The sequence below is a fragment of the Candidatus Binatia bacterium genome, assembly GCA_029243485.1.
Taxonomy (GTDB): Bacteria; Desulfobacterota; Binatia; order UBA12015; family UBA12015; genus VGTG01.
In genome coordinates this window covers 18,970-39,789 of sequence record JAQWRY010000010.1, presented here as the reverse complement: position 1 = coordinate 39,789, position 20,820 = coordinate 18,970, and the positions used below count along the sequence as shown (strand labels likewise).

Annotated in this window: 20 protein-coding genes; 13 read left to right on the top strand and 7 right to left on the bottom strand. The window is 63.9% G+C overall.

Going from position 1 to position 20,820, the window contains the following annotated elements:
- Positions 1-93: 93 nt before the first annotated feature.
- Positions 94-1,638 (top strand): radical SAM protein, encoded by a 1,545-nt coding sequence (locus P8R42_05095; GenBank protein ID MDG2304023.1) that lies wholly within the window; start codon positions 94-96, stop codon positions 1,636-1,638.
- A 107-nt stretch (positions 1,639-1,745) separates the two neighbouring features.
- Here the strand turns inward: P8R42_05095 and P8R42_05090 are convergent, their stop codons facing one another.
- The 3 genes from P8R42_05090 to P8R42_05080 form a co-directional block, all read right to left on the bottom strand.
- Positions 1,746-2,027, bottom strand: coding sequence for a hypothetical protein (locus P8R42_05090; GenBank protein MDG2304022.1), 282 nt, complete (start codon positions 2,025-2,027; stop codon positions 1,746-1,748).
- Positions 2,028-2,288: 261 nt separating this feature from the next.
- On the bottom strand, positions 2,289-4,652 hold the full coding sequence (locus P8R42_05085; protein ID MDG2304021.1) for a multiheme c-type cytochrome: 2,364 nt from the start codon (positions 4,650-4,652) through the stop codon (positions 2,289-2,291).
- Positions 4,653-4,872: 220 nt separating this feature from the next.
- A complete protein-coding gene (locus P8R42_05080; protein ID MDG2304020.1) occupies positions 4,873-5,082 on the bottom strand; it encodes a hypothetical protein in 210 nt (69 codons plus the stop codon).
- Between P8R42_05080 and P8R42_05075 the strand changes: the two genes are divergently transcribed.
- Both P8R42_05075 and P8R42_05070 read left to right on the top strand, forming a co-directional pair.
- Positions 5,081-6,484, top strand: a complete 1,404-nt coding sequence (locus tag P8R42_05075; GenBank protein ID MDG2304019.1) for an aldehyde dehydrogenase family protein — start codon at positions 5,081-5,083, stop codon at positions 6,482-6,484. The genes P8R42_05080 and P8R42_05075 overlap by 2 nt on opposite strands.
- A gap of 74 nt (positions 6,485-6,558) precedes the next feature.
- Positions 6,559-7,065, top strand: coding sequence for a phytanoyl-CoA dioxygenase family protein (locus P8R42_05070; GenBank protein ID MDG2304018.1), 507 nt, complete (start codon positions 6,559-6,561; stop codon positions 7,063-7,065).
- 14 nt (positions 7,066-7,079) lie between these two features.
- On the opposite strand, the gene P8R42_05065 is transcribed toward P8R42_05070, so the two are convergent.
- A complete protein-coding gene (locus P8R42_05065) occupies positions 7,080-7,298 on the bottom strand; it encodes a hypothetical protein (GenBank protein MDG2304017.1) in 219 nt (72 codons plus the stop codon).
- Between the two features lie 158 nt (positions 7,299-7,456).
- Positions 7,457-8,029: a lipocalin family protein gene (locus P8R42_05060; GenBank protein MDG2304016.1), complete on the bottom strand. Its 573-nt coding sequence runs from the start codon at positions 8,027-8,029 to the stop codon at positions 7,457-7,459.
- A 93-nt stretch (positions 8,030-8,122) separates the two neighbouring features.
- Between P8R42_05060 and P8R42_05055 the strand changes: the two genes are divergently transcribed.
- Both P8R42_05055 and P8R42_05050 read left to right on the top strand, forming a co-directional pair.
- Positions 8,123-8,512 (top strand): CbiX/SirB N-terminal domain-containing protein, encoded by a 390-nt coding sequence (locus P8R42_05055; protein ID MDG2304015.1) that lies wholly within the window; start codon positions 8,123-8,125, stop codon positions 8,510-8,512.
- On the top strand, positions 8,502-9,584 hold the full coding sequence (locus tag P8R42_05050; protein ID MDG2304014.1) for a hypothetical protein: 1,083 nt from the start codon (positions 8,502-8,504) through the stop codon (positions 9,582-9,584). The genes P8R42_05055 and P8R42_05050 overlap by 11 nt, the downstream gene beginning before the upstream one ends.
- A 12-nt stretch (positions 9,585-9,596) precedes the next feature.
- Here P8R42_05050 and P8R42_05045 read toward each other — a convergent pair whose 3' ends face one another.
- On the bottom strand, positions 9,597-11,144 hold the full coding sequence (locus tag P8R42_05045) for a class I SAM-dependent methyltransferase (protein MDG2304013.1): 1,548 nt from the start codon (positions 11,142-11,144) through the stop codon (positions 9,597-9,599).
- An 870-nt stretch (positions 11,145-12,014) separates the two neighbouring features.
- Between P8R42_05045 and P8R42_05040 the strand changes: the two genes are divergently transcribed.
- The 7 genes from P8R42_05040 to P8R42_05010 all read left to right on the top strand — a co-directional run bounded on the left by P8R42_05040 (position 12,015) and on the right by P8R42_05010 (position 19,333).
- Complete coding sequence (locus tag P8R42_05040) at positions 12,015-12,419, top strand: chalcone isomerase family protein (protein MDG2304012.1); 405 nt, start codon at positions 12,015-12,017, stop codon at positions 12,417-12,419.
- Complete coding sequence (locus P8R42_05035; protein ID MDG2304011.1) at positions 12,416-13,009, top strand: hypothetical protein; 594 nt, start codon at positions 12,416-12,418, stop codon at positions 13,007-13,009. The genes P8R42_05040 and P8R42_05035 overlap by 4 nt, the downstream gene beginning before the upstream one ends.
- Positions 13,010-14,047 carry a 1-acyl-sn-glycerol-3-phosphate acyltransferase gene (locus tag P8R42_05030; GenBank protein MDG2304010.1) on the top strand — a complete coding sequence of 346 codons (1,038 nt, stop codon included), beginning with the start codon at positions 13,010-13,012 and terminating at the stop codon, positions 14,045-14,047.
- 319 nt (positions 14,048-14,366) lie between these two features.
- A complete protein-coding gene (locus P8R42_05025; GenBank protein MDG2304009.1) occupies positions 14,367-15,386 on the top strand; it encodes a PHB depolymerase family esterase in 1,020 nt (339 codons plus the stop codon).
- 75 nt (positions 15,387-15,461) lie between these two features.
- A complete protein-coding gene (locus P8R42_05020; GenBank protein MDG2304008.1) occupies positions 15,462-16,937 on the top strand; it encodes a deoxyribodipyrimidine photo-lyase in 1,476 nt (491 codons plus the stop codon).
- 93 nt (positions 16,938-17,030) lie between these two features.
- Positions 17,031-18,200, top strand: a complete 1,170-nt coding sequence (locus P8R42_05015; GenBank protein MDG2304007.1) for an acyl-CoA dehydrogenase family protein — start codon at positions 17,031-17,033, stop codon at positions 18,198-18,200.
- Between the two features lie 17 nt (positions 18,201-18,217).
- A complete protein-coding gene (locus tag P8R42_05010) occupies positions 18,218-19,333 on the top strand; it encodes an acyl-CoA/acyl-ACP dehydrogenase (protein MDG2304006.1) in 1,116 nt (371 codons plus the stop codon).
- Positions 19,334-19,365: 32 nt separating this feature from the next.
- On the opposite strand, the gene P8R42_05005 is transcribed toward P8R42_05010, so the two are convergent.
- Entirely contained in the window at positions 19,366-20,271 is a 906-nt protein-coding gene (locus P8R42_05005; GenBank protein MDG2304005.1) for a hypothetical protein, read from the bottom strand.
- Positions 20,272-20,412: 141 nt separating this feature from the next.
- Between P8R42_05005 and P8R42_05000 the strand changes: the two genes are divergently transcribed.
- Entirely contained in the window at positions 20,413-20,805 is a 393-nt protein-coding gene (locus P8R42_05000; protein MDG2304004.1) for a hypothetical protein, read from the top strand.
- Positions 20,806-20,820: the final 15 nt, after the last annotated feature.

Here is a 20,820-nt window from a genome sequence, read left to right as displayed (position 1 = left end):
GAGGGTCCTTTTAGGAGGAAGAATGTCTCAACCCGAGCGAGAATTCGATAGTTGGGCAGTGGTGCTTGGGTCAGAACCCTGTAGGGATCAAACATGAAGGTCTTCCTGATTTACGTCCGCGACGAGGATTTCTATCGCATGTTGCCGGCAGAGCTCGGCGGCGGGGAATCTGAGGAGGGGCGCGTCAAGGTCATGGCCTTCCCGCCTCTCGGAATCGAAACCCTCGCGCCCGTCCTGCGCGAAGCCGGACACGAAGTCCGCATGTTCGACACCTGTCATCCGGAGATGAAGGAAGAGAACATTGCCGAGGCCGTCGTCGAAGAGAATCCCGACGTCATCGCGCTCTCGTTCTTGTCGACGACTTCGTACCCGACGACGAAGCAAATGGCCGCGCGCCTGAAGCGCGCCGCGCCGGATACGCCGATCATTCTCGGCGGCGTCTTCGCGTCGATGAATACCCGACAGTGCCTGATCGACTGCGAGAATGCCGATGCCGTCGGACGCGGCGAAGGTGAAGAGTTGTTGCCCGACTACCTCGCCAACCTGGGGAATCTCGGACTCGTCAACGGACTGGTCTGGCGCAACGGGGACGACATCGTCGAGAATCCGCCCCGACCGATCCTGAAAGATCTCGACCGCTTCCCCTACCCCGACCGCATGTCGCTCCCCATCGACTACATCGAGTCGATGCCGCTGGACGTCCCCACCGTGCTCTCGCTCGACAAGTTCTGCACGATGCAGAGCTCCCGCGGTTGCCCTTACCCCTGCGTGTACTGCGACATCCCGGCGCTGGCGGATGGAAAGTGGCGCTGCCGCTCGGCCGAGCACGTGCTCGGCGAACTGCAGCAACTGAACGATCAGGGCTACCGCTCGGTCTACCTGACGGACGATCACTTCCTTCTGAAGCGCAAACGCATCAACGAGATCTGCCAGGGCATCATCGATCGCAAGCTGGAGATCCGCTGGGGCTGCGAAGGACGCGTGGACTCCGTCGCCGTCGATCAGTTTCCGATCATGGGACGCGCAAACTGCGGCTTCCTCGCGTTCGGAATCGAAGCGGGCACGCAGAAAGTCCTCGATCGTCTCAAGAAGAGCCAGACTCTCGAGCAGTGCGAGAACGCCGTCCGCGAAGCGAAGCGCAACGGGATCGAAACGTGCCACGGCTTCTTCCTCCTCGGCTCACCCGACGAGACCGAGGAGGACATCGTCGAGAGCTTCCGGTTCGCGGCCAAGCTCGAACTCGACACGTTCGGCTTCAACCGTCTTTGCGCCTACCGGGGCACGCCACTCTGGCGCGAGTACCTCGACCTCGGGATCATCGACGACAAGCGCGACTGGTATAAGTGGTTCAAGTGCTCGGACATCGACTCCCGTGTGCTCCCCGGTGAGGTCATTAATCGGGCGCGACAGAAGGGCTACGCGATTCTGTTCGCAAAGAGGATCTTTCTGCGGCCACGGAAGACGTTCAAGCTTCTGCGAAACTTCTCCCGGTACATGAAGACGTCGGACATCCTCGAGTTGCTTGCGAGCCCGTTCCGCAGGAGGACGCTCACGCATACGAATGATCTTCCGGCGGCGATGCTGGACAAGGGGCAGAGTGTTCCGGTTCGTGTGACGAGCGCGAGCGCCGGGGCGTAGACACTCGGTGTCATGTCGGCGTGCGGATGAGATCCTCGCGCGATATCCCGATGCCGGGCCGCGGGCACTCGCGTAGATCGACGTACTCCTCGCGCTCTGTCGGGATCTCAGGACCGAGGGCCACGCCTGAGCTGCCGCACCACGTCAGAATCTTTCAGGATCGAAAAACTTCCACTTACGCCCGCACGTTCCAGCTCAGGTCGAAACGCTCCTCCGCCCTTCGGCGACCCGCCTCGCCGAAGCGACGTCGTAGCGCGGGGTCGCCCGCCAACCGCAGGATCGCCGCCGTGACCGTCGCCCGGCAGTACGAGAATCCCGTTCACGTCGTCCTCGACCAGTTCGGGAATGGCGCCCGAGCGACTGCTCACGACCGGCAGCTCCATGGCCATCGCCTCGATGACGCAATTGGGCGTGATGCCACGGCGGAAAGGACGAAGAAATACGCGGTGCGCTATCTCTCAACCACGCCCTCGAACGCAACGGACCCCACGAAGTCCACCTCTTTCTCGAGACCCACATCGCGCCGGAGGGCTTGAAGCGGCAGCTAGCAGTTCACCTCACGCGCCAATGACCGAGAACGGGGCGCGGCATCGGAGTGACGCTCGCTCTCGTCGGACCCAGAGGCGCATCCTCAGCCTCCCGGCCAACCGTCAGGGGTACGCGACGTTCGTGTAGTCCGCGATCGCCGGGCCGATCGCCGTCTCGAGGCACGCCTCAACCGCCACCAAGCTCCCAGCGGTTGCGCAGCCCGGGATGCTGCCCAAGTCGTCACACTTCGCGACGCGGTTCGCGGCCTTGCCCTTGACCGCCTGGAGTTTGCCGGCGGGCTCGACAGAGCAGTCCAGGGCGGGCGCGTTCTTCCCGGAAGCATTGTCTCGCTCGCAGCGGGCGACGACACGCATCCACTTGTGGCTGTGGATGCTCGCCGCCTTGTCGAGCGACGCCTGGCACGCACGCTCCGTCGGGAGCAGGACGTTCGGCAGCGTCTGCGGCTGAGAGCCGTAGGCCGCCTCGAGTGCTTCGCCGTTCAGTGCGTCGGCCTGACAGATCGCGCAGGAGGCGAGATCGGCCATGTCGAAAAGAACGATGTGCTGACACGGCATGGGACAGACGGTTCCATGCCCGAGGCTCAACGGCGTGAGGCTCGATCCCGCGCACTTCGCGTCCTTCACACCACCGAGCCGTTCGCGTAGCGTCTCGCCCGCGCGATCAACGCGCACCAGCGTGTCGACGAGATCGCAAGGAAGACCGCTGACCTCACGCTCGTAACAACGTGACCATGCCCGGTAGTGTCGCTTGCGGTACTTCGCTTGAGCCGTCTCCACCGACTTCCGGCAGGATGCGACCGCCTTCGGACCCACGCCGACGAAGGCCTGCGCCATCGCAACCGGCGAAGACGGATGGTGCTGATCCCAGAGGTCGTAGAGAATCGTACCGGCTGCGTTCGTCGTGTTCTCGGCGTCCAGAAACTCGACGTATTCGCGTGATGCCGTTTGGTAGTAGAGCGTCACCCCCGCCTGGACGGCACTCGGACCGACGGGATAGGTGACCTCGTCCCAGTATTGGAAGTCGGCGTAGGTAGCGGAGACGGGCTCTGCGTCGACCAACTCGAAGGCCGCGTTCGTGAAACCTCGCGGCGGAATGCGGTTGTCCTTCAGCCGAACGTTGTTCAGCGCGAGATGGAAGCTCTTGCCGACCGGCTGCCCGTTCACTGCCGCCACTGCGGCGCTGAGGCCCATCTCGGATTCCCACACGTGAATATTCGGGTCACTCTCGAGCGTTGCGGTCGCGTCGGTGTAGCTTCCGGATTCGAACACCACATTGTTCTGGGCATCGAAGGCCTGGACGTGCAGCCACATCCGGCGGCCTTCGGGGTAGCCGGTCGGAAGCTTGTGGCCGGACTCGTTCGTGACGCGCACCACGAGGTCGCCGGCAACGATCCCTGCTTCCAACGAGGCTGCCTTGCGCAGCATGTCGACGTTGCGTGCGGCGCCCTCGAGCAAGAGGCCGGCGTCGACCTCGCTCCCGAACTGGGGATGGAAGGGCAGGACGTACGGGATGAACGTGTTCGCACCCGCGAAGCCGTGGGCCGGCACGTCGTCACGCTCGATGCCACCCGCCGCAGCGCGTCCCGACACGTCGACCATGTGGCAGTCCTGACAAGTCGATACGACCTGCTTGTTGCCGCCGAACTCCGGCGCGAAGACGCCGGTAGACGCATACTCGCTGTTCGCCCATTCGTCATACGTCGACTGCTCCGGGAAACCCTTGGTCGGCTCGGCGCTCGCCGTGTCGACCGCATTCAACTCCCACTCTCCCGTCACGTCGTTCTTGGTGAAAGCGGGATTGCGCACGTTGTGACACGTGCCGCAGAGCTCCGAGCTCTCATGGAATGGGGAGACGAGCGTTGAGACCCCCGCCGGGTGTGGGTCTCCTCCCAGATCTCCGATGAGGTCCAACGGGCCGCGCAGTCGGTCGAACGAATCGACCACCATCATACCGCTCTCGAAAGCAGGTACCGGTGCAGCGAGGCCGGCCAGGATCGCAGCGTCCTCTGCGGGGTTCGCCGGATCGGCGAAGGGATCGACCATTCGGTGACAGACCGCGCACTGCACACCTTCGCGATCGTCAGCCGTCATGGAAGAACCATCCGGGTTCGCCGAGCGCCCCTCGAGCCACCCCTTGGGCAAGTGGCATCGCAGGCAGGTCTCGCCCGACGCCGGCACGTCCTGGTTGGCGATCGCCAGCGCGGCCCACAGGAGAGGATCGCGTCCGGCCTGCGCGAGCATGGAACCCTCCCACGCACGCATGGGCTCGGCGCCGGGATCGCCGAAGCCGGAGTGACACCCCGCGCACTCTGCGGAAGTCGAGAAGTCGTCGACGACCGTGAGCGGCTGCGTGCCCGGGAGAAGGAAGTCGTTATTGGTCGTCGCAGGAGAGATGGCGGCGGCGGCCACGGGGTGCAAGCATACGAGGGCAACGACGACGGAAGAGAGAAGAGCGAATCGCGTCATACGGGTGAGATCCTACCTTGAAGTAGCTGGGGGCACCTCCGGCCCAGGCGGGTTCCAGAGGGAGTTAAGGTAGTGAGGACGGGCTACGCGTGTCAACGGACATTCTGGCCGAGCAGGGCTTGGGCCAGGTTCGACGAGGGGTTCGCTGGACGTAACCGTACTGCCAGGGTTCGTAGTCATTGCGGACCAAGTTCTCGCGAATGGGAACGCGCTGGCTATCTCAATCCCGACAGAAGAAGCCTCCTGCATCCGGCTGGATGCTGGTCGCGTACTTCCCGTCCAGAAACTCGTTGCCCCGCATCGTCCACGGCCCAGTGCACTGGGCCGCGGCGATCGCGTACGTAGGCTCACACCCAGGCGAGGCGACACCCGAGCCGCGAACCGTTCCGACTTTACGCAGCACCGTTTCCGAGCGATTCTTCGGCGACATGGCTTCCCAATCAGGATCGCTTCGCTGTTTCTCTCCCATTGATGGTCAGCTCTTCGTCGAGCGGTCGCTTGCAGACTCGAAAACCATCGACCGGACCCTCGACCGTGCTCGCGTCGCGCAACGGGAATGGCGAGCAACCCCCCTGGACGAACGCTGCGCACGCCTCGGGAAAGCGGTCGATGCGTTCGTTGCCCAGCGCGACGAGATCTCTCTAGAGCTGACACTCCAGATGGGGCGTCCGGTCGCCTACACCCCCCTCGAGGTCGGTGGGTTCGAGGAGCGCGCTCGAGAGATGCTGCGACTCGCGCCGCAGGCACTGGCTCCGGTCGTGCTCGAACCGAAGCCTGGGTTCGAGCGTTTCATCCAACGTGACCCGCTGGGTGTCGTGCTGGTGCTCGCTCCGTGGAACTTCCCTTACCTGACTGCCGTGAACGCCATCGTCCCCGCACTTGCCGCCGGGAACGCGGTGGTGCTCAAGCACTCCTCCCAAACGCCGCTGTGCGCCGAGCGGCTCAGCACCGCCTTCGAAGCCGCGGGACTCCCTACCGGCCTGCTAGCGCATCTGCACTTGAGTCATGACGCCGCACTCGCCGCCGTCGGAGACGCTCGGGTCGACTTCGTTGCGTTCACTGGCTCGGTACCGGGAGGGCGCGCCGTGCAACGCGCGGCCAGCGAACGCTTCATCGGCATCGGACTCGAACTTGGAGGCAAGGACCCGGCCTACGTGCGGCAGGACGCCGACCTGGCGCACGCCGTCGAGACGACGGTCGACGGCGCATTCTTCAACTCCGGACAGTCTTGCTGCGGGATTGAACGCGTGTACGTGCACGCATCTCGGTTCGACGAATACGTGGAGTCGGCGCGCTCCTTGATTCAAGGCTACGTGCTCGGAGACCCGCGCGAGGGGACGACGACTCTGGGGCCCATGGTGCGCCCCGCCGCGGCGGACTTCGTCCGCGGACAAGCGGAAGAAGCAGTAAGCGCCGGTGCGCAGGCCCTGATCGACCCCGCCGCCTTCGCCGCGGCGGCCCCGGGCACCGCATACTGCTCGCCGCAGCTGTTGATCGACGTAAATCACGACATGCGCGTGATGCGGGAGGAGAGCTTCGGCCCGGTCCTCGGAGTGATGTCGGTGCGCGATGACGACGAGGCGGTGCACCTCATGAACGACAGCGACTTCGGGCTCACGGCAGCCGTCTTTACCGACGACCGCGACGCAGCCGTCGCGATCGGCCAGCGGATCGAGACCGGCACGTTTTTCCTCAATCGGTGCGACTACCTCGACCCCGGCCTCGCGTGGACCGGCGTCAAAGATTCCGGACGAGGGGTCACGCTTTCGTCGCTTGGCTATGAAGTGCTGACCCGACCCAAGTCGTTCCATCTGCGGACGCAGTTGGCCTGACTGAGAGCGCAGACGGAATGCCGGGATCGTCGCGCGCCATCGCCTGATCAGCCGTCCGGGCAGCGTGTACTTCTATCCGCCCGGAGCTCGTCGACCGCGTGTCGCACCTGCTCGGCGAGGACATTCTGCAGTGGGGCGAGATCCGGTTCGAGCAAGCCCCCCAGAGCCACCTGCACTGGCACACGGACACGGAGTACGACTACTGGAGCGGGGTGAGCGTGTGGCTCGGCGTGCAGAACGTGACACCCGACAGTGCCCTGAAGCTGATGCCGTGCTCCGACCGATTTCCGCGAACACCGGAGGACTTCCAGAGCTCAGGCGGCATGAGCATGGCGGACTTCGCCTGCGATGAGCAGGTACTGTCGCTTCTCCGTCGCGAAATGCCGGACCTCGAACCGCGGATCGTGCAACCCGCCGTGCATGACGGCGAGTTCCTCCTCTTCAAAGGCAAGCTCTGGCACGGCAGCCAGAACCCGAGCGACACGACGCGCGTGGCGATGGGCCTGCGCTATGCGACGCCAGACCGGCGGGTGCGGACGCCGTTCACGTGTCTTCATCCGGTCGCGGCGCCTACGAGCTGAGCCCGGGCCGCAGATCAAGACGAACCATCGGAGGCACCGCCGACGGCAGCTCCGCAGTCCTCGCAGAAATAGCGAGGCTCGCCGACCGAAGCGTCTTCGATGTCCTCGAAGTCGTAGTTGCGCCGGCCGCTCGACTCGAAGCATTCCGGGCAGAACGAATCTCCGAGCTCCTCGGTGGAGAGGGAGAGGTGGCACTTGCAGCACCGCCGCTTCACCTCGACTTTGGCGAGCACTAAGGTGGTGTGTCGGCAGGACTCCATTGGTTCGGTGGACCAGCTCGCGCACTTCCCTTCGCGAGCTAGGTCGCGGGAGTTGCGCAGTCGCCATTGTCGCTCGCCATTTTGCCGGCGACAAGGCTCTCGAGGCTAGCGCACAGCTCCGAACGTCGCGCTCACTCGTCCTGTTCCAGGGCCGGGTCGTCGCGGTCCTGCTCCACCCAAACGAGCGCCGCGACGTCGAAGCCCCCGTCGCGCGCAACCGAGAGAAGGGCTTCCCGCCGCTCGGCCGTCAACGACCGATCCCGAGCGAGGAACCAGAGATAAGATCGGTCCGGTCCCACCACCACGGCCCAGCCGTAGTCCTCATCCAGGGCGATCACGTGATACCCCCCGTAGAACGGGCCGAAGAAGCTCACCTTCAGACTTCCGATCCCGGGATCTCCGAGCGGATAGGCGAGGCCGACGGCTTCGCGCCACTCCGACGCCGTAGGGTCGTAACCACGGTTGACCACTCGAATGCCGCCGCCGGATCGCGCGGAGTATGTGGCAGACACGTCCTGCAGTCCGCGCTCGAACGAGTGGTCGAGTCGGGCGATCTCGTACCACGTCCCGAGGTAGCGCTCCGTTCGGAACCCCCCGACGGGCTCGAGACCCTCGGGGATCCCGGTGCATCCGATTGCACCGAGAAGACCGAGGGTGAGCAAGGCGCGAACATGCCGAAAGTTCACTCGTGTCGAAGAACCCATCCTTCGAGCTCTAGGCCGTTCGCGACATCGTGCAAGATGAGAGATCGTGAAATTGGCGCTTTCGTGCCCTCCGGGATCCTCTATCGTCTTCGTATGAATGATGGAGATGCGATAGTCCTGGTGGACCACGGCAGCCGTCGCCCGGAGGCGAATGGGCACATCGACAAGCTGGCCTCTCTGCTGATCGAGCAGCGGCCTGGATGGCTGGTTTGCAGCGCCCACCTGGAACTGTCAGAACCGTGCGTCCCCGAGGTCATCGACGGCTGCGTCCGTGAAGGTGCGTGTCGGATCTTTCTGCACCCCTTCTTTCTCCTTCCCGGACGCCACACCCGAGACGACCTTCCGCGGCTCGCCGAGGAAGCACGAGAGCGCCATCCGGGCCTGAGCATCCACGTGACCGAGACTCTGGGCCTCGATCCCAAACTGGTGCAGATCGTGCTCGACCGAATCGATCAGGCCGCAAAGGCAGCCGATGAGACCTGATCTCGGAAACCCCTCCCTGCACCGGCGGTTTCCCAGCGCGCGTGCCGTCCGCCGGCCGTCCTCCATCCGGCTCTTGCTTCGCGCAACTGTCGTCGCCGGACTCCTCCTGCCGGCCGCGAGCACCTCGGTGCGAGGTGCCGACCTCGATCCGTCGTCGACGAAGAACGATGCCGTGCCGCCGGCGGAAACAGCAGCCGGCCCGGCTGGGGACGACAAACCAGCACCGCGATCGGCCCGCGGCCCTCTTCTGGCGGCCGGCTACCTCCACGCGTTCGATGCGTCGATCGACGAGGGAGGCCGTTTCTCCACCGATACGGCCTTCATGGCCGGTCGCCTCGGTTTTCCGGTTGGTGCCGGCCTGATCCTCGGGACGCAGCTCGCGTGGCAAGGCGACTGGTACTCATTCGATGGAGAGAACCCCGTTGCGACACCACCGGATGCAAAGCCGTGGGGCGACGTACACAGCCTCGCAGGCTCGGTGAGCCTTGGACGAAAAGTCGGAAAATGGTGGCTGAACGGGGCGTTCACGGCACGGTTCTCGTTCGAAGTCGGGGCATCGATCGGCGAGAGCTTCAACCCGGGCGGCCTCGTCGGCGCGCAGTACACCTTCTCTCCAGGGCTTCGACTCGGTGGTGGTCTGCTGATCGCCGCCCGACTCGAGGAGTCGCCACTCATCGTGCCCATCCCCTTCGTCTACTGGGAGATCACCCCGCAGTTCGTGCTCTCGAACACTATCGCGCCCAGCGCCTACCCCCGGGGGCCCGGAATCGAGTTAGCATGGCGTCCTACCGAGGATTGGGCTCTCGCATTCGGCGGGCGATGGGAGTTCCGCCGTTTCCGCCTCGACGACGGCGGGCCGTTTATTCGACAGGGCGGCGTCGGCGAGGACGAGGGTGTTCCGTTGTGGCTTCGCCTGACGTGGCGACTCGGCGAGCATCTGCGAGCGGATGTGCTCGGCGGATACTCCGTCGCCAACCGGCTTCGTCTCTCCGACGCGAACGGAAACGAACTCCGATCGTCGGGCACGAGCTCGATTCCGTATCTCGGGGCCTTCGTCTCCTGGCAGTTCTAGAGTGGACGAGCGCTACCGCGCCTTCGCTGTCACCGGCTTTTCGAAGACTAGGAGGTGCTGATCTGGGAGAAAATCCCGAACCCCGACCCACCGAAGTCCCGCCGCCTCCAACTCGGTTCGGGCCTGAGCCACCGTCATCTTGTGGAGCGGCTTGATGGGGATCGTGTCGTCCTCGCCGCGATACTCGACGAGATAGAGTCGGCCACCCGGAGCGAGCGCCTCCGCGATCTTCTGGCCCATCTCCTGCGGGTGAGAGAACTCGTGGTACGCATCCACCAACAGCACGGCATCCACACCGGCTTCGGGAAGCTTTGGGTCGACGGACGACCCCAGGATCGTTCGAACGTTCTCCACACCTAGGACCCGCATCCGCCGATCGATGATCTCGAGCATCTGCGGCTGGATGTCGACGGCGAGAACCTCCCCCTCGGGCACCACGTCGGCCAGACGGAAGCTGAAGTACCCGGTGCCCGCACCAATGTCGGCGACAACCGCGTCCGGGGCGAGCTGCAGCTCCCGCACGAGCCGGTCCGGCATCTCTTCGTCCGAACGTTCGGGTCTCTCCAACCATCCCGCCGCTCCGTGCCCCATCACGAGCGACACTTCACGGCCCATGTACACGCGACCCGTACCATCGACATCTGGCGACCGGGCGCCATAGGGCGACGACGGATCCTCGCCTACCTTCTCCAGCGCGAGCGCGCGGATCGACAGGTCTTCCGACCGCGTCTCCTCGCGGGGTTCGAGAGCAGCGATGTCGCGGAGAATGCTCAGTGCCTCTTCGCGAGCCTCGTCACGCGTCTCCAGAAGAGCCACTCCGTAGATGACACGGTTGCCTCGATCCTCAGCATCGAACGCGAGCGCCTTCTCGGACTCAGAGACCGCCAGATCCGTTTCGATCCAGCCCGAAATGAAGGGAATGCTCGGGACCGTGGCGTGAAGATACGACCGGAGGCGGTGTGCGCCGCCTAGCTCGTAGCCGGGATCGAGCGTGATCACGACCTTGGTAAAATCGTACAGGCGATTCGCCACGCCATCGCCGATCGCGCTCAGCGTGCCGGTCAGCTGCGAGAGCGCCCCCCAGGAAACGGCTGTCCAGTAGTAGATGGCCGCGACCTGTTGCCGCCGCCCCGCAGGGACACTCGCCTCGATCTCGTCGGGCTCGAGGTCTTCGAGGTGCGTGCCATCCCCAAGTTCGGCAGCAAGCTGATCCATCCCGATGCGCCCGACCTCCCGCGCATGCTCGAGCCGATCTTTTCGTTCCTCTCTGGACTCGCTCGAGTGATCGCCCGCGAAGTACAGAGCGCGGAGAAGCCGCCAACGAACCTCCAAGTCGAGAGGACGTTCAGTCAAAACCCGTTCGTAAAGGCCGATTGCCCTCGCGATGGGTCCGGGCGCCGCGCGCCGATCCGAGTCGACGTCGCTTCCGCGGCGATCGTAGGCAGCGTCCGCCTGCGAAATTGCCGTTCTCCAATCGGCGGCTTCGCCGTCCGCCCAGCCGACTCGGCCCGACGCAAGCAATGCCAGAACGACCAGGAGCAAGCTAGCTCGTCGCAACACGAACCATCCCTGCCCGTCGCGGTTCCCCGAAACGGGTTCGCCAGCCCTCTTCATGATGCGCGTCGAACTCGACCATTGTCCCACACTCCAAAGTTACAGGCACATCTCGTCGAGACAACAGTAAATCGATCGCGCTCGGACGATCCCGGACTAGTATGATCTCCTATGAGTAGCGCGATCGCGACTTCTCTTTCCGGACTAGCCGCGGCCCTCACCGCGTTGTTCTTCCTGTCGCTGGCCAGCCTGCGCCTGAAGGACGCAAGCATCGCCGACATCTTCTGAGAGCCTGGCTTCGTCCTCATAGGGTGGGTCACCTTCCCTCTGGGCGGGGACGACCATACCCGCGCGACGATCTCGCCCGCCTGCACGACGGCCTGGGGGGGGGGAGCGCGGTTGGGCGCGTAGCTTTTGTGGCGCAATGCCGGTCACGGCGAAGACGAGCGGTATCAGGCAATGCGCAAGCGCGACCCGGATGGGTTTTCACTCCGAGGTCTCGTGACCGTCTTTGGACCCCAGGGAGTGCTGATGTGGGTCGTATCCTTCCCCCTGCAAGCCGTGATGACCGACTCGGGCACTGCACCTCGGATGGATCGAGGCCTCCGGGCGTGGACCCGTCACCCCAACTACCCCGGCGACTTCACCCTCTGGTGGGGCATCGGCCTCTTCGCGGTCGCACTATCGAATGCCGCCGCTCCCAGGCGCGGAGCACGTGTTCCGAGATCCCCGTCGCTTCGACCACGACCCGAACCGGGTAGGTCGGCTCAACAGAATTGGGAATAAGTTGTGCCTTCCGTCATAGGCTATTATTGCTGTCTGGCTTCTGTCTAGATAATTGCTCGACAGAAGTTTGGCCAGCCGTAGGGTTGGGGCATGCACTGCAAGAAATCGATAGATCGGGGTTCTCTTCGCGGCGCCGTCGCCGCGGCGATCGATGAGACCGCCGGCCGCCGGCTGGAGCTCGAGTACTTCTGGTCCATACCCGCGGCGGGATTTGCAGACGCAACACGCAAAGGCATCACCAGAAACGTGGACGAAGCCACGTACCTCGAACTCGAGGTCCGTATCGAGCGCTCGAACGAACTCTACCGCGACGTGGAACCCGGCGACCGATACGCCATCACCTACATGCCGGACGTGGGAACCGAGCTATCTCTCAACGGCGAGCGCCTAGGCGTTATCCAGGGAGAGGATTTCGCATCATCCCTCTTCGACATCTGGCTCGGCGAGGATCCGCTCGACGCGCCTCTGAAAAACGAACTCCTGGGGGTATCATGAGTGCAGCGACCAAACCTCTGCAAGGATCCCAAGCGCTCTCGAGCGCGACGCACCAAAGGATGTTCATTGCCCTGAACATCATCGGCGGGGTCGCAGTGCTCGCAAGCTACGTCGTCGGCATCGCAACACACCCCGAGAGTTCGGGAGCGGTATGGGGCGGGGTGCCGGAGGGCCTCCAGCCGCTCTACACGATCTCAATGCTGCTCGCGGCCGTGGGGTACTTTCTCTTCACGGGTTACATCCTGTTCTCACTCGATACTTCGAACGTGCGGATCTTTGGCCGATTCGGATTCCGAGCGTTCAGTGCCATCTACGCGGCGATTCTCATTCCCTCCGCGCTGTGGATGCCTCTCACTTTCCAGATGATCGAAACACCCAACTCGGCTTTGTGGCTTTCGATTCGAATCGTGCTCACCGTGGTCGGAGTAGCCTCCCTCGCATTGATCGCGTCGATCGCCACGGCCGCGCCGTCCGGCGCGCGTGGGGCGCGGGCGCTTGCCATCCTTGGAGCCCTACTCTTCTCCTTCCAAACCGCAGTGCTCGACGCGCTGGTCTGGCCAGCTTTTTTCCCTGTCGTTGCGGGCGGCTGAATGTCGGATCGCGTAACACGAGCCATGCGCCGGTTCGTGACGGTGCCCCTGTTCATCCTTTCCTTCCTCCTGGGCCTCGTTTCTCTTCCACTCCTCCTCCCGCTGTGCGCCGCCGCAGACATCGTCCGGGGAAGCCGCTTCGCGATGACGCGAGGAGTTGTATTCCTCGTCCACTACTTCGGATGCGAAACCTTCGGCATCCTCGGGAGCGGGTGGTTGTGGCTACGTTTCGGCCTCACGACGGGAAGAGCGGGTCCGGCTTGGGTCGATGCTCATTTTCGCCTGCAATCCTGGTGGGCCTCCACCCTCCTCACCGGGGGCCGCGTCCTGCTCGGGTTCTGCGTCGACGTAGAAGGGAGCGAGGTAGTCCCTCGCGGCGATGGACCCTTTCTTCTTTTCGTTCGTCACGTCAGCGTCGTCGACACAGTGCTGGCAGCCCACTATCTCTCGGCCGCGCATGGTCATCGTCTTCGCTACGTCCTCAAGCGCGAACTCCTATGGGACCCTTGTCTCGACATCGTGGGGCACCGACTCCCCAACTGCTTCATCGAGCGTGAGGCGAATATCAGCGAGCCGGAGATTCAGAGGATTCGCGGACTCGCGCAGGACCTCGGACCAAGCGACGGCGTGCTCATCTATCCGGAAGGAACACGCTTCACACCAGAACGCCGCAAGGCGGTGCTTGCACGGATCGAAGCGCGCGGCGACACGGTTCTTCTCGCGCGCGCCCGCGCACTGGAGAACCTTCTCCCGCCCCGACTCGGCGGCTCTCTCGCCCTGCTCGAGGAATGCCCCGAAACCGATGTCGTCTTCTGCGCGCACGAGGGACTCGAGGGCACCATGCGCCTCACCGATCTCCTCTCGGGGAGTCTCGTCGGGAGTCGCGTGAAGGCGGCCTTCTGGCGCGTGCCGGCCATCGCAATCCCAAGCAGCCGTGAGGCGAAGTCCGAATGGCTCTTCAACCGATGGGAAGAGATGGATCTCTGGATCGCCGCGCGTCTACGAAGACGAAGCCATCCTCGGTCAGCGCAGCGCTGACAGCCGGCAGAGCCGTTTCGAGAACCGCCGACCGCTACACGATCGTACTTCTTGACCGGCCGTAAAGTCCGGCTAGGGTCTACTCACGCCCACACCAGATTCAACAACCAATCGAAGACCTAATTCGGGATTCACCGGCGACCATCCCTATTGCCGCGCAGGGAAAATACTATATGTTCGCCAGCCTCACAGCGCGGGCAATGAAGACTCCCGCGACGGAAGGAGCGGTCGCCAGATGACATCCTTCGACAAAAGAACCGTTCCGGCCGCAACAGTCGCCGTCTTCGCGCTGGTTGGCGTCGCGTGCTCCCCCCCGCTAATGCGTGGGCCGTTGAGCCTTCAAACCTTCCTCCCGGACCCCGACGGAAGCGCGCCCGCCGACCCCGACGAGTATCGTCTCCACCTGCCTCCAAACTGTGCCGCCGGCGACCCACGTCCACTCATCCTCGCTTTTCACGGAGCATTCAGTTCGCCCGAGGAAATGGCAGAGGAGAGCAGTCTCGACGCGTTGGCCGACCGCGAAGGACTGATTGTCGTCTACCCGCGCGGCTCGGGGTTCCTGGGGCTACTACAGCACTGGAACAGCGGCCACTGCTGTGGGCCCGCCAACGAAGGAGACGTCGACGACGTTGCATTCACTCATCGTGTGATGGCTGCGGTAGACCGGCGCGCGCCCGTCGATTGGTCGCGCGTCTACATCGTAGGAATGTCCAACGGTGCCATGATGGTGCATCGGGTCGCCTCGGAGATGTCGGATGTCGTCGCAGCCGCCGCTGCCATATCAGGCACGGTCGGTGGGAGTCCGGCAGAGGGCGAGCAAGTCTGGCGCATCACCTCCCCCTCGCGGCCCGTGCCAATGTTACTCATGCACGGGGACGCCGACCAGGTGGTCCCCTGGGACGGCGGGATCGACCCCATAGGATCGAAAGGTCGAACGTTCCTTTCGGTAGCGGAGTCCGTGGACTTCTGGCGGAGCGCCAATGGAACATTCGCCGAACCCAGAACGGACTCACTGCGGAGGCAGCGGATTACGCGTTCACAATGGCAGGGCGCCGAGCCCGCATCCGAAGTCGTGCTGTACCGTGTTGCCGAGTGGCCACACGCCTGGCCCGGCGGCAAGTACACACGAGACCTTCCGAGCGACGATGCGATGGCGGGGTTCGAAGCCGTCGAGGAAGTTTGGAGCTTCCTCTCCCGACACAGCCACCGACCAGCCCACCGCGATCCCGGCACAATGCCCGACACTCTGACGCCATGCGGCCCCGTGCCGGTCGAGAGTTTCCACTCCCACGATCTCCTGGGCGTTCGCACCCCACCACGCACCTCCCAAGATGGCTGAGCAGTCCGATCGCGAAGTGAGGTCCGTGGGGAACCTTCTGGACCGAGAAGCCAGAACCGTGCGTGCGGCCACACCATGAAGCGGATCCTTCATTGGTTCCGGCGGGACCTTCGCCTCTGCGACAACACCGCGCTCAGCGCGTCGTGTCGCGACGGAGACACCGTCTTTCCGATCTTCGTCCTCGATCCCAAACTCCTCGAATCCACCGACATCGGAGCTCCACGCGTCGCGTTTTTACTCGACGCGCTAGCGAGTCTGCGGAGAAGCCTGGAGGAGCGCGGCCTGCCCTTGCTCATACTCCACGGCGAGCCACGAAGCGTCGTGCCGGCGATCGCGAACGACCTCGAGGCAGACGCGGTGTTCACCAATCGAGACTACAGTCCCTACGGAAGAAGGCGCGACGCTGGGGTCCAGGCGGCGCTCGGAGAGCTTGGGATCGGGTGGCGTGACTTCGCGGACCTCGTGCTGGTCGAACCGTGGGAGTGCGTCAAGGACGATGGGAGCCCTTACACCGTCTTCACCCCGTACGCTCGACGGTGGCGCCAGGTCGCCAAGTCCCCTCCGCTGCGACGACCGAGCATGAAGCCGACCACACTGCCCCGCCAATTCCGTTCAGTCGCAAGCTCTCTTCCCACGCTGTCCAGCCTCGGGTTCTCCCTCCACGCCAGGATCATCGCCGGGGGCGAGCCCCAAGCCGCGCGGCGCCTCCGCCGATTCGTATCGAGCCGACTTGCTCGCTATCGGTCGGACCGCAACACGCCGAGCCTCACCGGAACGTCGGGGATCTCCGCGGACCTGAAGTATGGAACGTTGTCCTCTCGACAGATCTACGCCACCGTCGCGCGCTTCGTGGGAGAGGAGCATGTCGACCTCGACCCCTCCCGCTCCCACCTTGGAATGAACCGAGAGGAGAAGCATCGGCTCCAGGAAGCCGGCGCATTCGTGACCGAACTCTGCTGGCGTGACTTCTACCACTCCGTGCTCTTTCACTTCCCACGCGTTCTCCGAGGCCCCTTCCGCAGACAATACGAGCACATGATCTGGCCGGAGAAGCGGCCCGAGATCATCGAAGCCTGGACCGAGGGGCGTACCGGCTTTCCGATCGTCGACGCGGGGATGCGACAGCTGAATGAAACCGGCTGGATGCACAACCGGCTGCGGATGATCACCGCCTCGTTTCTCAGCAAGATCCTTTTGGTGGACTGGAGAATCGGAGAGAGGGCCTTCATGCAGCGCCTGGTCGATGGCGACCCAGCCGCCAACAACGGGGGCTGGCAGTGGTCAGCATCCACAGGGACCGACGCGACACCCTACTTCCGGATCTTCAACCCATTGCTCCAGTCGAAGAAGTTCGATCCCGAGGGGAAGTACATCCGCCGCTGGGTGCCCGAGTTGGCGGATGTCGAGGCTCCGCTGATTCACGAGCCGGCTCGCGACCCGTCGACCCTCGCCCGAACGGGCTACCCACCCCCGTGCGTCGATTACCAAAAGCGGAGGGCCGCGGCCCTCGACCTCCTTCGGGGCGTGTCCCGGACCAATATCGCAAAATAGAGTCTTGTCAGGCTCGCAAGAGCATCTAGGATTTCCCACGAGAGTTCTCAGTGAGCGCCTCCTTCGCGTTCGCTCAAGCGCCCTGGAGTGCAGATGTACGTTGATTTCACGCCCGACCAAAAGGAGCTGCGCGGAAGAATCCGAGAGTACTTCGCCGGCCTCATGACCGACAGTACGCGAGAGCGTCTGAGCCAGAGTGTAGGCGGCCCCTTCTACAAGGAAATCATCCGGCAGATCGGAAAGGATGGATGGCTGGGAGTCGGCTGGCCGCAGGAGTGGGGAGGCCAGGGGTTCACGGGGATCGAGCAACTGATCTTTCTCGACGAGGCGCGCCGAGCAGGAGCGCCCCTCCCGTTCGTCACGCTCAATACGGTCGGTCCCTCAATCATGCGTCACGGTACGGAAGAACAGAAGAGCCAGTTCCTACCCCTCATTCTCGGCGGCGAAGTCCACTTCGCGATCGGCTACTCAGAGCCCGGTGCCGGCACGGATCTCGCCTCTCTCACAACCAGCGCCAAACGCAACGGCGACGAATACGTCGTGAACGGCACGAAGATGTTCACGAGCGGCGCGAACGATGCCGACTACATCTGGCTCGCAGCGCGCACCGATACCAACGCAGCGAAGCACAGGGGGATTTCGATACTGATCACGCCGACCGATCAGCCGGGACTGAAGATTGCGCCCATCTTCACGGTCGGCGACGGGCGCACCAACATGACGTACTACGACGACGTACGCGTGCCGGTCACCAATCTCGTCGGCGACGAGAACGCCGGCTGGAAGCTGATTACGACGCAGCTCAACTACGAGCGCATCGGTCTCGGGGTCTGGGGCTGTATCGCCCAGCGCCTGGTCGACGACACGATCGACTTCGCGCGGTCGACCACGACCGACGACGGCAGACCCCTTCTCGCACAAGGTTGGGTTCAGACCACGCTCGCCGAAGCCTACGCCCGCACCGATGCGGCCAAAGTCATGAACTGGCGGATGGCGTGGGAACTCGAGAGCGGCAAGCTCGAACCTGCTCGCGCATCTTCGGTAAAAGTCTTCGGCACCGAAGAACTGATTGAGATCTATCGGCTTCTCCTCGACGTCCTCGGAGCACCCGGCCTGCTCAAGTCGGGCTCGCCGGGCGCCGTCCTGCGCGGCGAAATCGAGATGCAATACCGTGCGTGTCAGATCAACACGTTCGGTGGCGGGGTAAACGAGATTCAGCGACAGATCGTGGCATGGATGGGCCTCGGCCTGCCGCGCTCCTGACGAAGGACGGGGACATCATGGATTTCGCACTCACCGAAGATCACAAAGCCGTACAGGCGCTTGCGCGTCGCATCATCAACGATTGGGCGACCGACGACCGCGTAAAGCAGCTTTCGGAAGACCCAGGGTGGTACGACTCCGAGCTATGGAGAGAACTCGCGACCGCGAGTCTTCTCGGCGTCGCGCTTCGCGAGGAATTCGGCGGAGCAGGCTTCGGGATGGCCGAGCTGGCCGCACTGTGCGAGGAGGCCGGCCGCTGCGTCGCACCGCTGCCGGTAGTATCGACGCTGGTGCTCGGCGCCTTGCCAATCCAGGAGTTCGGATCGACCTATCAAAAGAGGATCCTCACGGACGTGGCTGCCGGCCAGGCGCTCCTGACCGCCGGCCTCGCAGAACTGGGGCACGTCGACCCAGCGCGGCCGGCAACGACCGCCAAGGTCGACGGCGACCGATGGGCAATCGACGGCGTGAAAGTATGCGTCGCTGATGCAGATCGGGCCAGATTCGTTCTGGTTCCCGCGCGCACGAACGGCGAGGCGATTGGCATCTTCCTAGTCGAGCCCAGCTCAGCCGGCGTCTCGTTGGAACGCGAGATCACGACGAACGGCGAGCCTCAGTTCACAATGACGCTATCAGGTGCGAGGGCCGAGGCCCTCGGCGACCCGGCGCGCGGCGCCGCCATCGTCCGCTGGATCGAGCGCCGCGCCACTATCGCGCTGAGCGCACTGCAGCTCGGTATCTCCGACGCAGCTCTCGAGCGAACGGCGAGGTACGGCGGGGAGCGTAAGCAGTTCGAGAAGCCGATCGGTAGCTTCCAGGCATTCGCGATGCGTTCGGCCGATGCTTTCATCGACGTGGAGGCGATCCGATCCACCCTCTACCAAGCGATCTGGGCGGTGAACGAAGAACGCGATGCCGACCGCGCAGTCGAGGTCGCAAAGTGGTGGGCATGCCGCGCCGGCCACCGCGTCGCACACTCCGTGCAGCACCTCCACGGCGGAATCGGAGCCGACATCGAGTACCCGATCCATCGGTTCTTCCTGTGGGCCAAGCAGACCGAGTACGCGATGGGTGGTGCTTCGGTCCACCTCGCTCGGCTCGGCGCTCTGCTGGCCGACGAAGCAAAACCCTGAGGCCTGCCGCTCGCCAAGTCGAGCAACCGCCTTCAATCCCGTTGGCTCTGCTCGCCTGAAGACGCCCCTTTCGCGGCAAGCAACGCTCGGCCGAACCCCGAGAGCTCCTGCAGAGACTCGAAGGCCTGAGTCCCAGCCAAGAGCCCGCGCGCCGAACGACAGGCGCGGCCGCCTAGAACGAAATCGCATCCGAATTCTTCGGCGTAACCCCGAACCGATGTGACCTCGCTCAGCCAATCTTCTCCACGGGGGACGCTGCTGATTGACCGCCAAAGCAGAGCGGGTCGTTCACTCCGCGCGGTCGCTAGGATCGCCGACGCAGGAGTGTTTGGCCCCGTGTTGATCGCGCGGAATCCGATCTCTTCCAGGACCATCGCGACAGACAAGCTGGGCAGAATGTACGGATCGCCTTGGATGGCACCGCCGATCGCGACGGGCGCGTCCAAGGGCGGCACGACGAGCTGCCGGATTGCATTCAGTCCCTCAAGACACGCGTCGACTGCTCCGTGCTCGATCGCGACGCCCTCTTCGCCACTCAAGTAGAGCTCGCCAACCGCAGCCAGCGCCTGACGGATCGGACCGTCGCACAGCTCGGCGATGCTGCTGCCCCCAAGGTAAGCGGCGAGCACGACTCGAGCCGCGTCGCGACCGCGGTGCTCAACAAAGAGCGCCTCGAGCTGACCACCCTCGGGCGGGCCTACCTCCGGATTGATCTCTCCCAGATCGGGAAGCCCCAGAAGAGCTGGGTTCACCAATCGGAGCTGCGCATCGCGAACGAACCGGATCGCCTCGCTGATGGGAATGCGGCGGTGGCCTCCAGCCGTCCGCCGCACCTCGAGAAGCCCGTCATCCGCCCAGCGCTTCAAGGAAGACTCACTGACATCCACCGCTGCAGCGAGATCGCGAGGACTCACATCGTTTCGGGTCGATTTAGCCATTGTTGTTCTATCTTGACCGTTTTGAACGATTTAGAAAGCCCAATTTGCTAGTTTTTCCTGATAATATGGACTTGACCTCTTCAATTTGGACATGTATTGAACGTTTTGAACGTTATTCAGAACGAGGCGGAGGACTAGACAATGAATTCACATTCACGGAAGAAGCCCATCCAAAGACTCAACCCCGGAGAAGTCGACGGGATAGTCGAGCGGCTCGTGATGGCAAGCGCCGTCGATCCGGCCCAGGTCTCGATGAACCAGCCATCGAGTCCCGATTCGCCGGAGCTGAGCCTTCACCGAGCGATTCTCTTCGACGCCGTACAGTGCGCCATCCGACACGCCAGATCCCCATCGAGCGCTCAGCGCGCTGCCGCGAGGTCCGCCATGCGCTGGATCGAGGCCGAGGACGAATCCTACTTCCTGTCGTTCGTACCTCTCTGCCAGCGCTTCAAACTGGAACCCGAATGGATCCGTCGCCTCGTACGCGCCGAGACCCGTCCACGAAGCCCGCTTGCCGCAGCGCAAGCAGCGTAGCCAGACGAAGGAATC

Bases quoted from the DNA above. Each gene is read 5' to 3' on its own strand.
- P8R42_05095 (MDG2304023.1), top strand. From the start codon at position 94: ATGAAGGTCTTCCTGATTTACGTCCGCGACGAGGATTTCTATCGCATG.
- P8R42_05090 (MDG2304022.1), bottom strand. From the start codon at position 2,027: ATGGCCATGGAGCTGCCGGTCGTGAGCAGTCGCTCGGGCGCCATTCCC.
- P8R42_05085 (MDG2304021.1), bottom strand. From the start codon at position 4,652: ATGACGCGATTCGCTCTTCTCTCTTCCGTCGTCGTTGCCCTCGTATGC.
- P8R42_05075 (MDG2304019.1), top strand. From the start codon at position 5,081: ATGGCTTCCCAATCAGGATCGCTTCGCTGTTTCTCTCCCATTGATGGT.
- P8R42_05080 (MDG2304020.1), bottom strand. From the start codon at position 5,082: ATGTCGCCGAAGAATCGCTCGGAAACGGTGCTGCGTAAAGTCGGAACG.
- P8R42_05060 (MDG2304016.1), bottom strand. From the start codon at position 8,029: ATGGGTTCTTCGACACGAGTGAACTTTCGGCATGTTCGCGCCTTGCTC.
- P8R42_05055 (MDG2304015.1), top strand. From the start codon at position 8,123: ATGAATGATGGAGATGCGATAGTCCTGGTGGACCACGGCAGCCGTCGC.
- P8R42_05050 (MDG2304014.1), top strand. From the start codon at position 8,502: ATGAGACCTGATCTCGGAAACCCCTCCCTGCACCGGCGGTTTCCCAGC.
- P8R42_05040 (MDG2304012.1), top strand. From the start codon at position 12,015: ATGCACTGCAAGAAATCGATAGATCGGGGTTCTCTTCGCGGCGCCGTC.
- P8R42_05035 (MDG2304011.1), top strand. From the start codon at position 12,416: ATGAGTGCAGCGACCAAACCTCTGCAAGGATCCCAAGCGCTCTCGAGC.
- P8R42_05030 (MDG2304010.1), top strand. From the start codon at position 13,010: ATGTCGGATCGCGTAACACGAGCCATGCGCCGGTTCGTGACGGTGCCC.
- P8R42_05025 (MDG2304009.1), top strand. From the start codon at position 14,367: ATGCGTGGGCCGTTGAGCCTTCAAACCTTCCTCCCGGACCCCGACGGA.
- P8R42_05020 (MDG2304008.1), top strand. From the start codon at position 15,462: ATGAAGCGGATCCTTCATTGGTTCCGGCGGGACCTTCGCCTCTGCGAC.
- P8R42_05015 (MDG2304007.1), top strand. From the start codon at position 17,031: ATGTACGTTGATTTCACGCCCGACCAAAAGGAGCTGCGCGGAAGAATC.
- P8R42_05010 (MDG2304006.1), top strand. From the start codon at position 18,218: ATGGATTTCGCACTCACCGAAGATCACAAAGCCGTACAGGCGCTTGCG.
- P8R42_05005 (MDG2304005.1), bottom strand. From the start codon at position 20,271: ATGGCTAAATCGACCCGAAACGATGTGAGTCCTCGCGATCTCGCTGCA.
- P8R42_05000 (MDG2304004.1), top strand. From the start codon at position 20,413: ATGAATTCACATTCACGGAAGAAGCCCATCCAAAGACTCAACCCCGGA.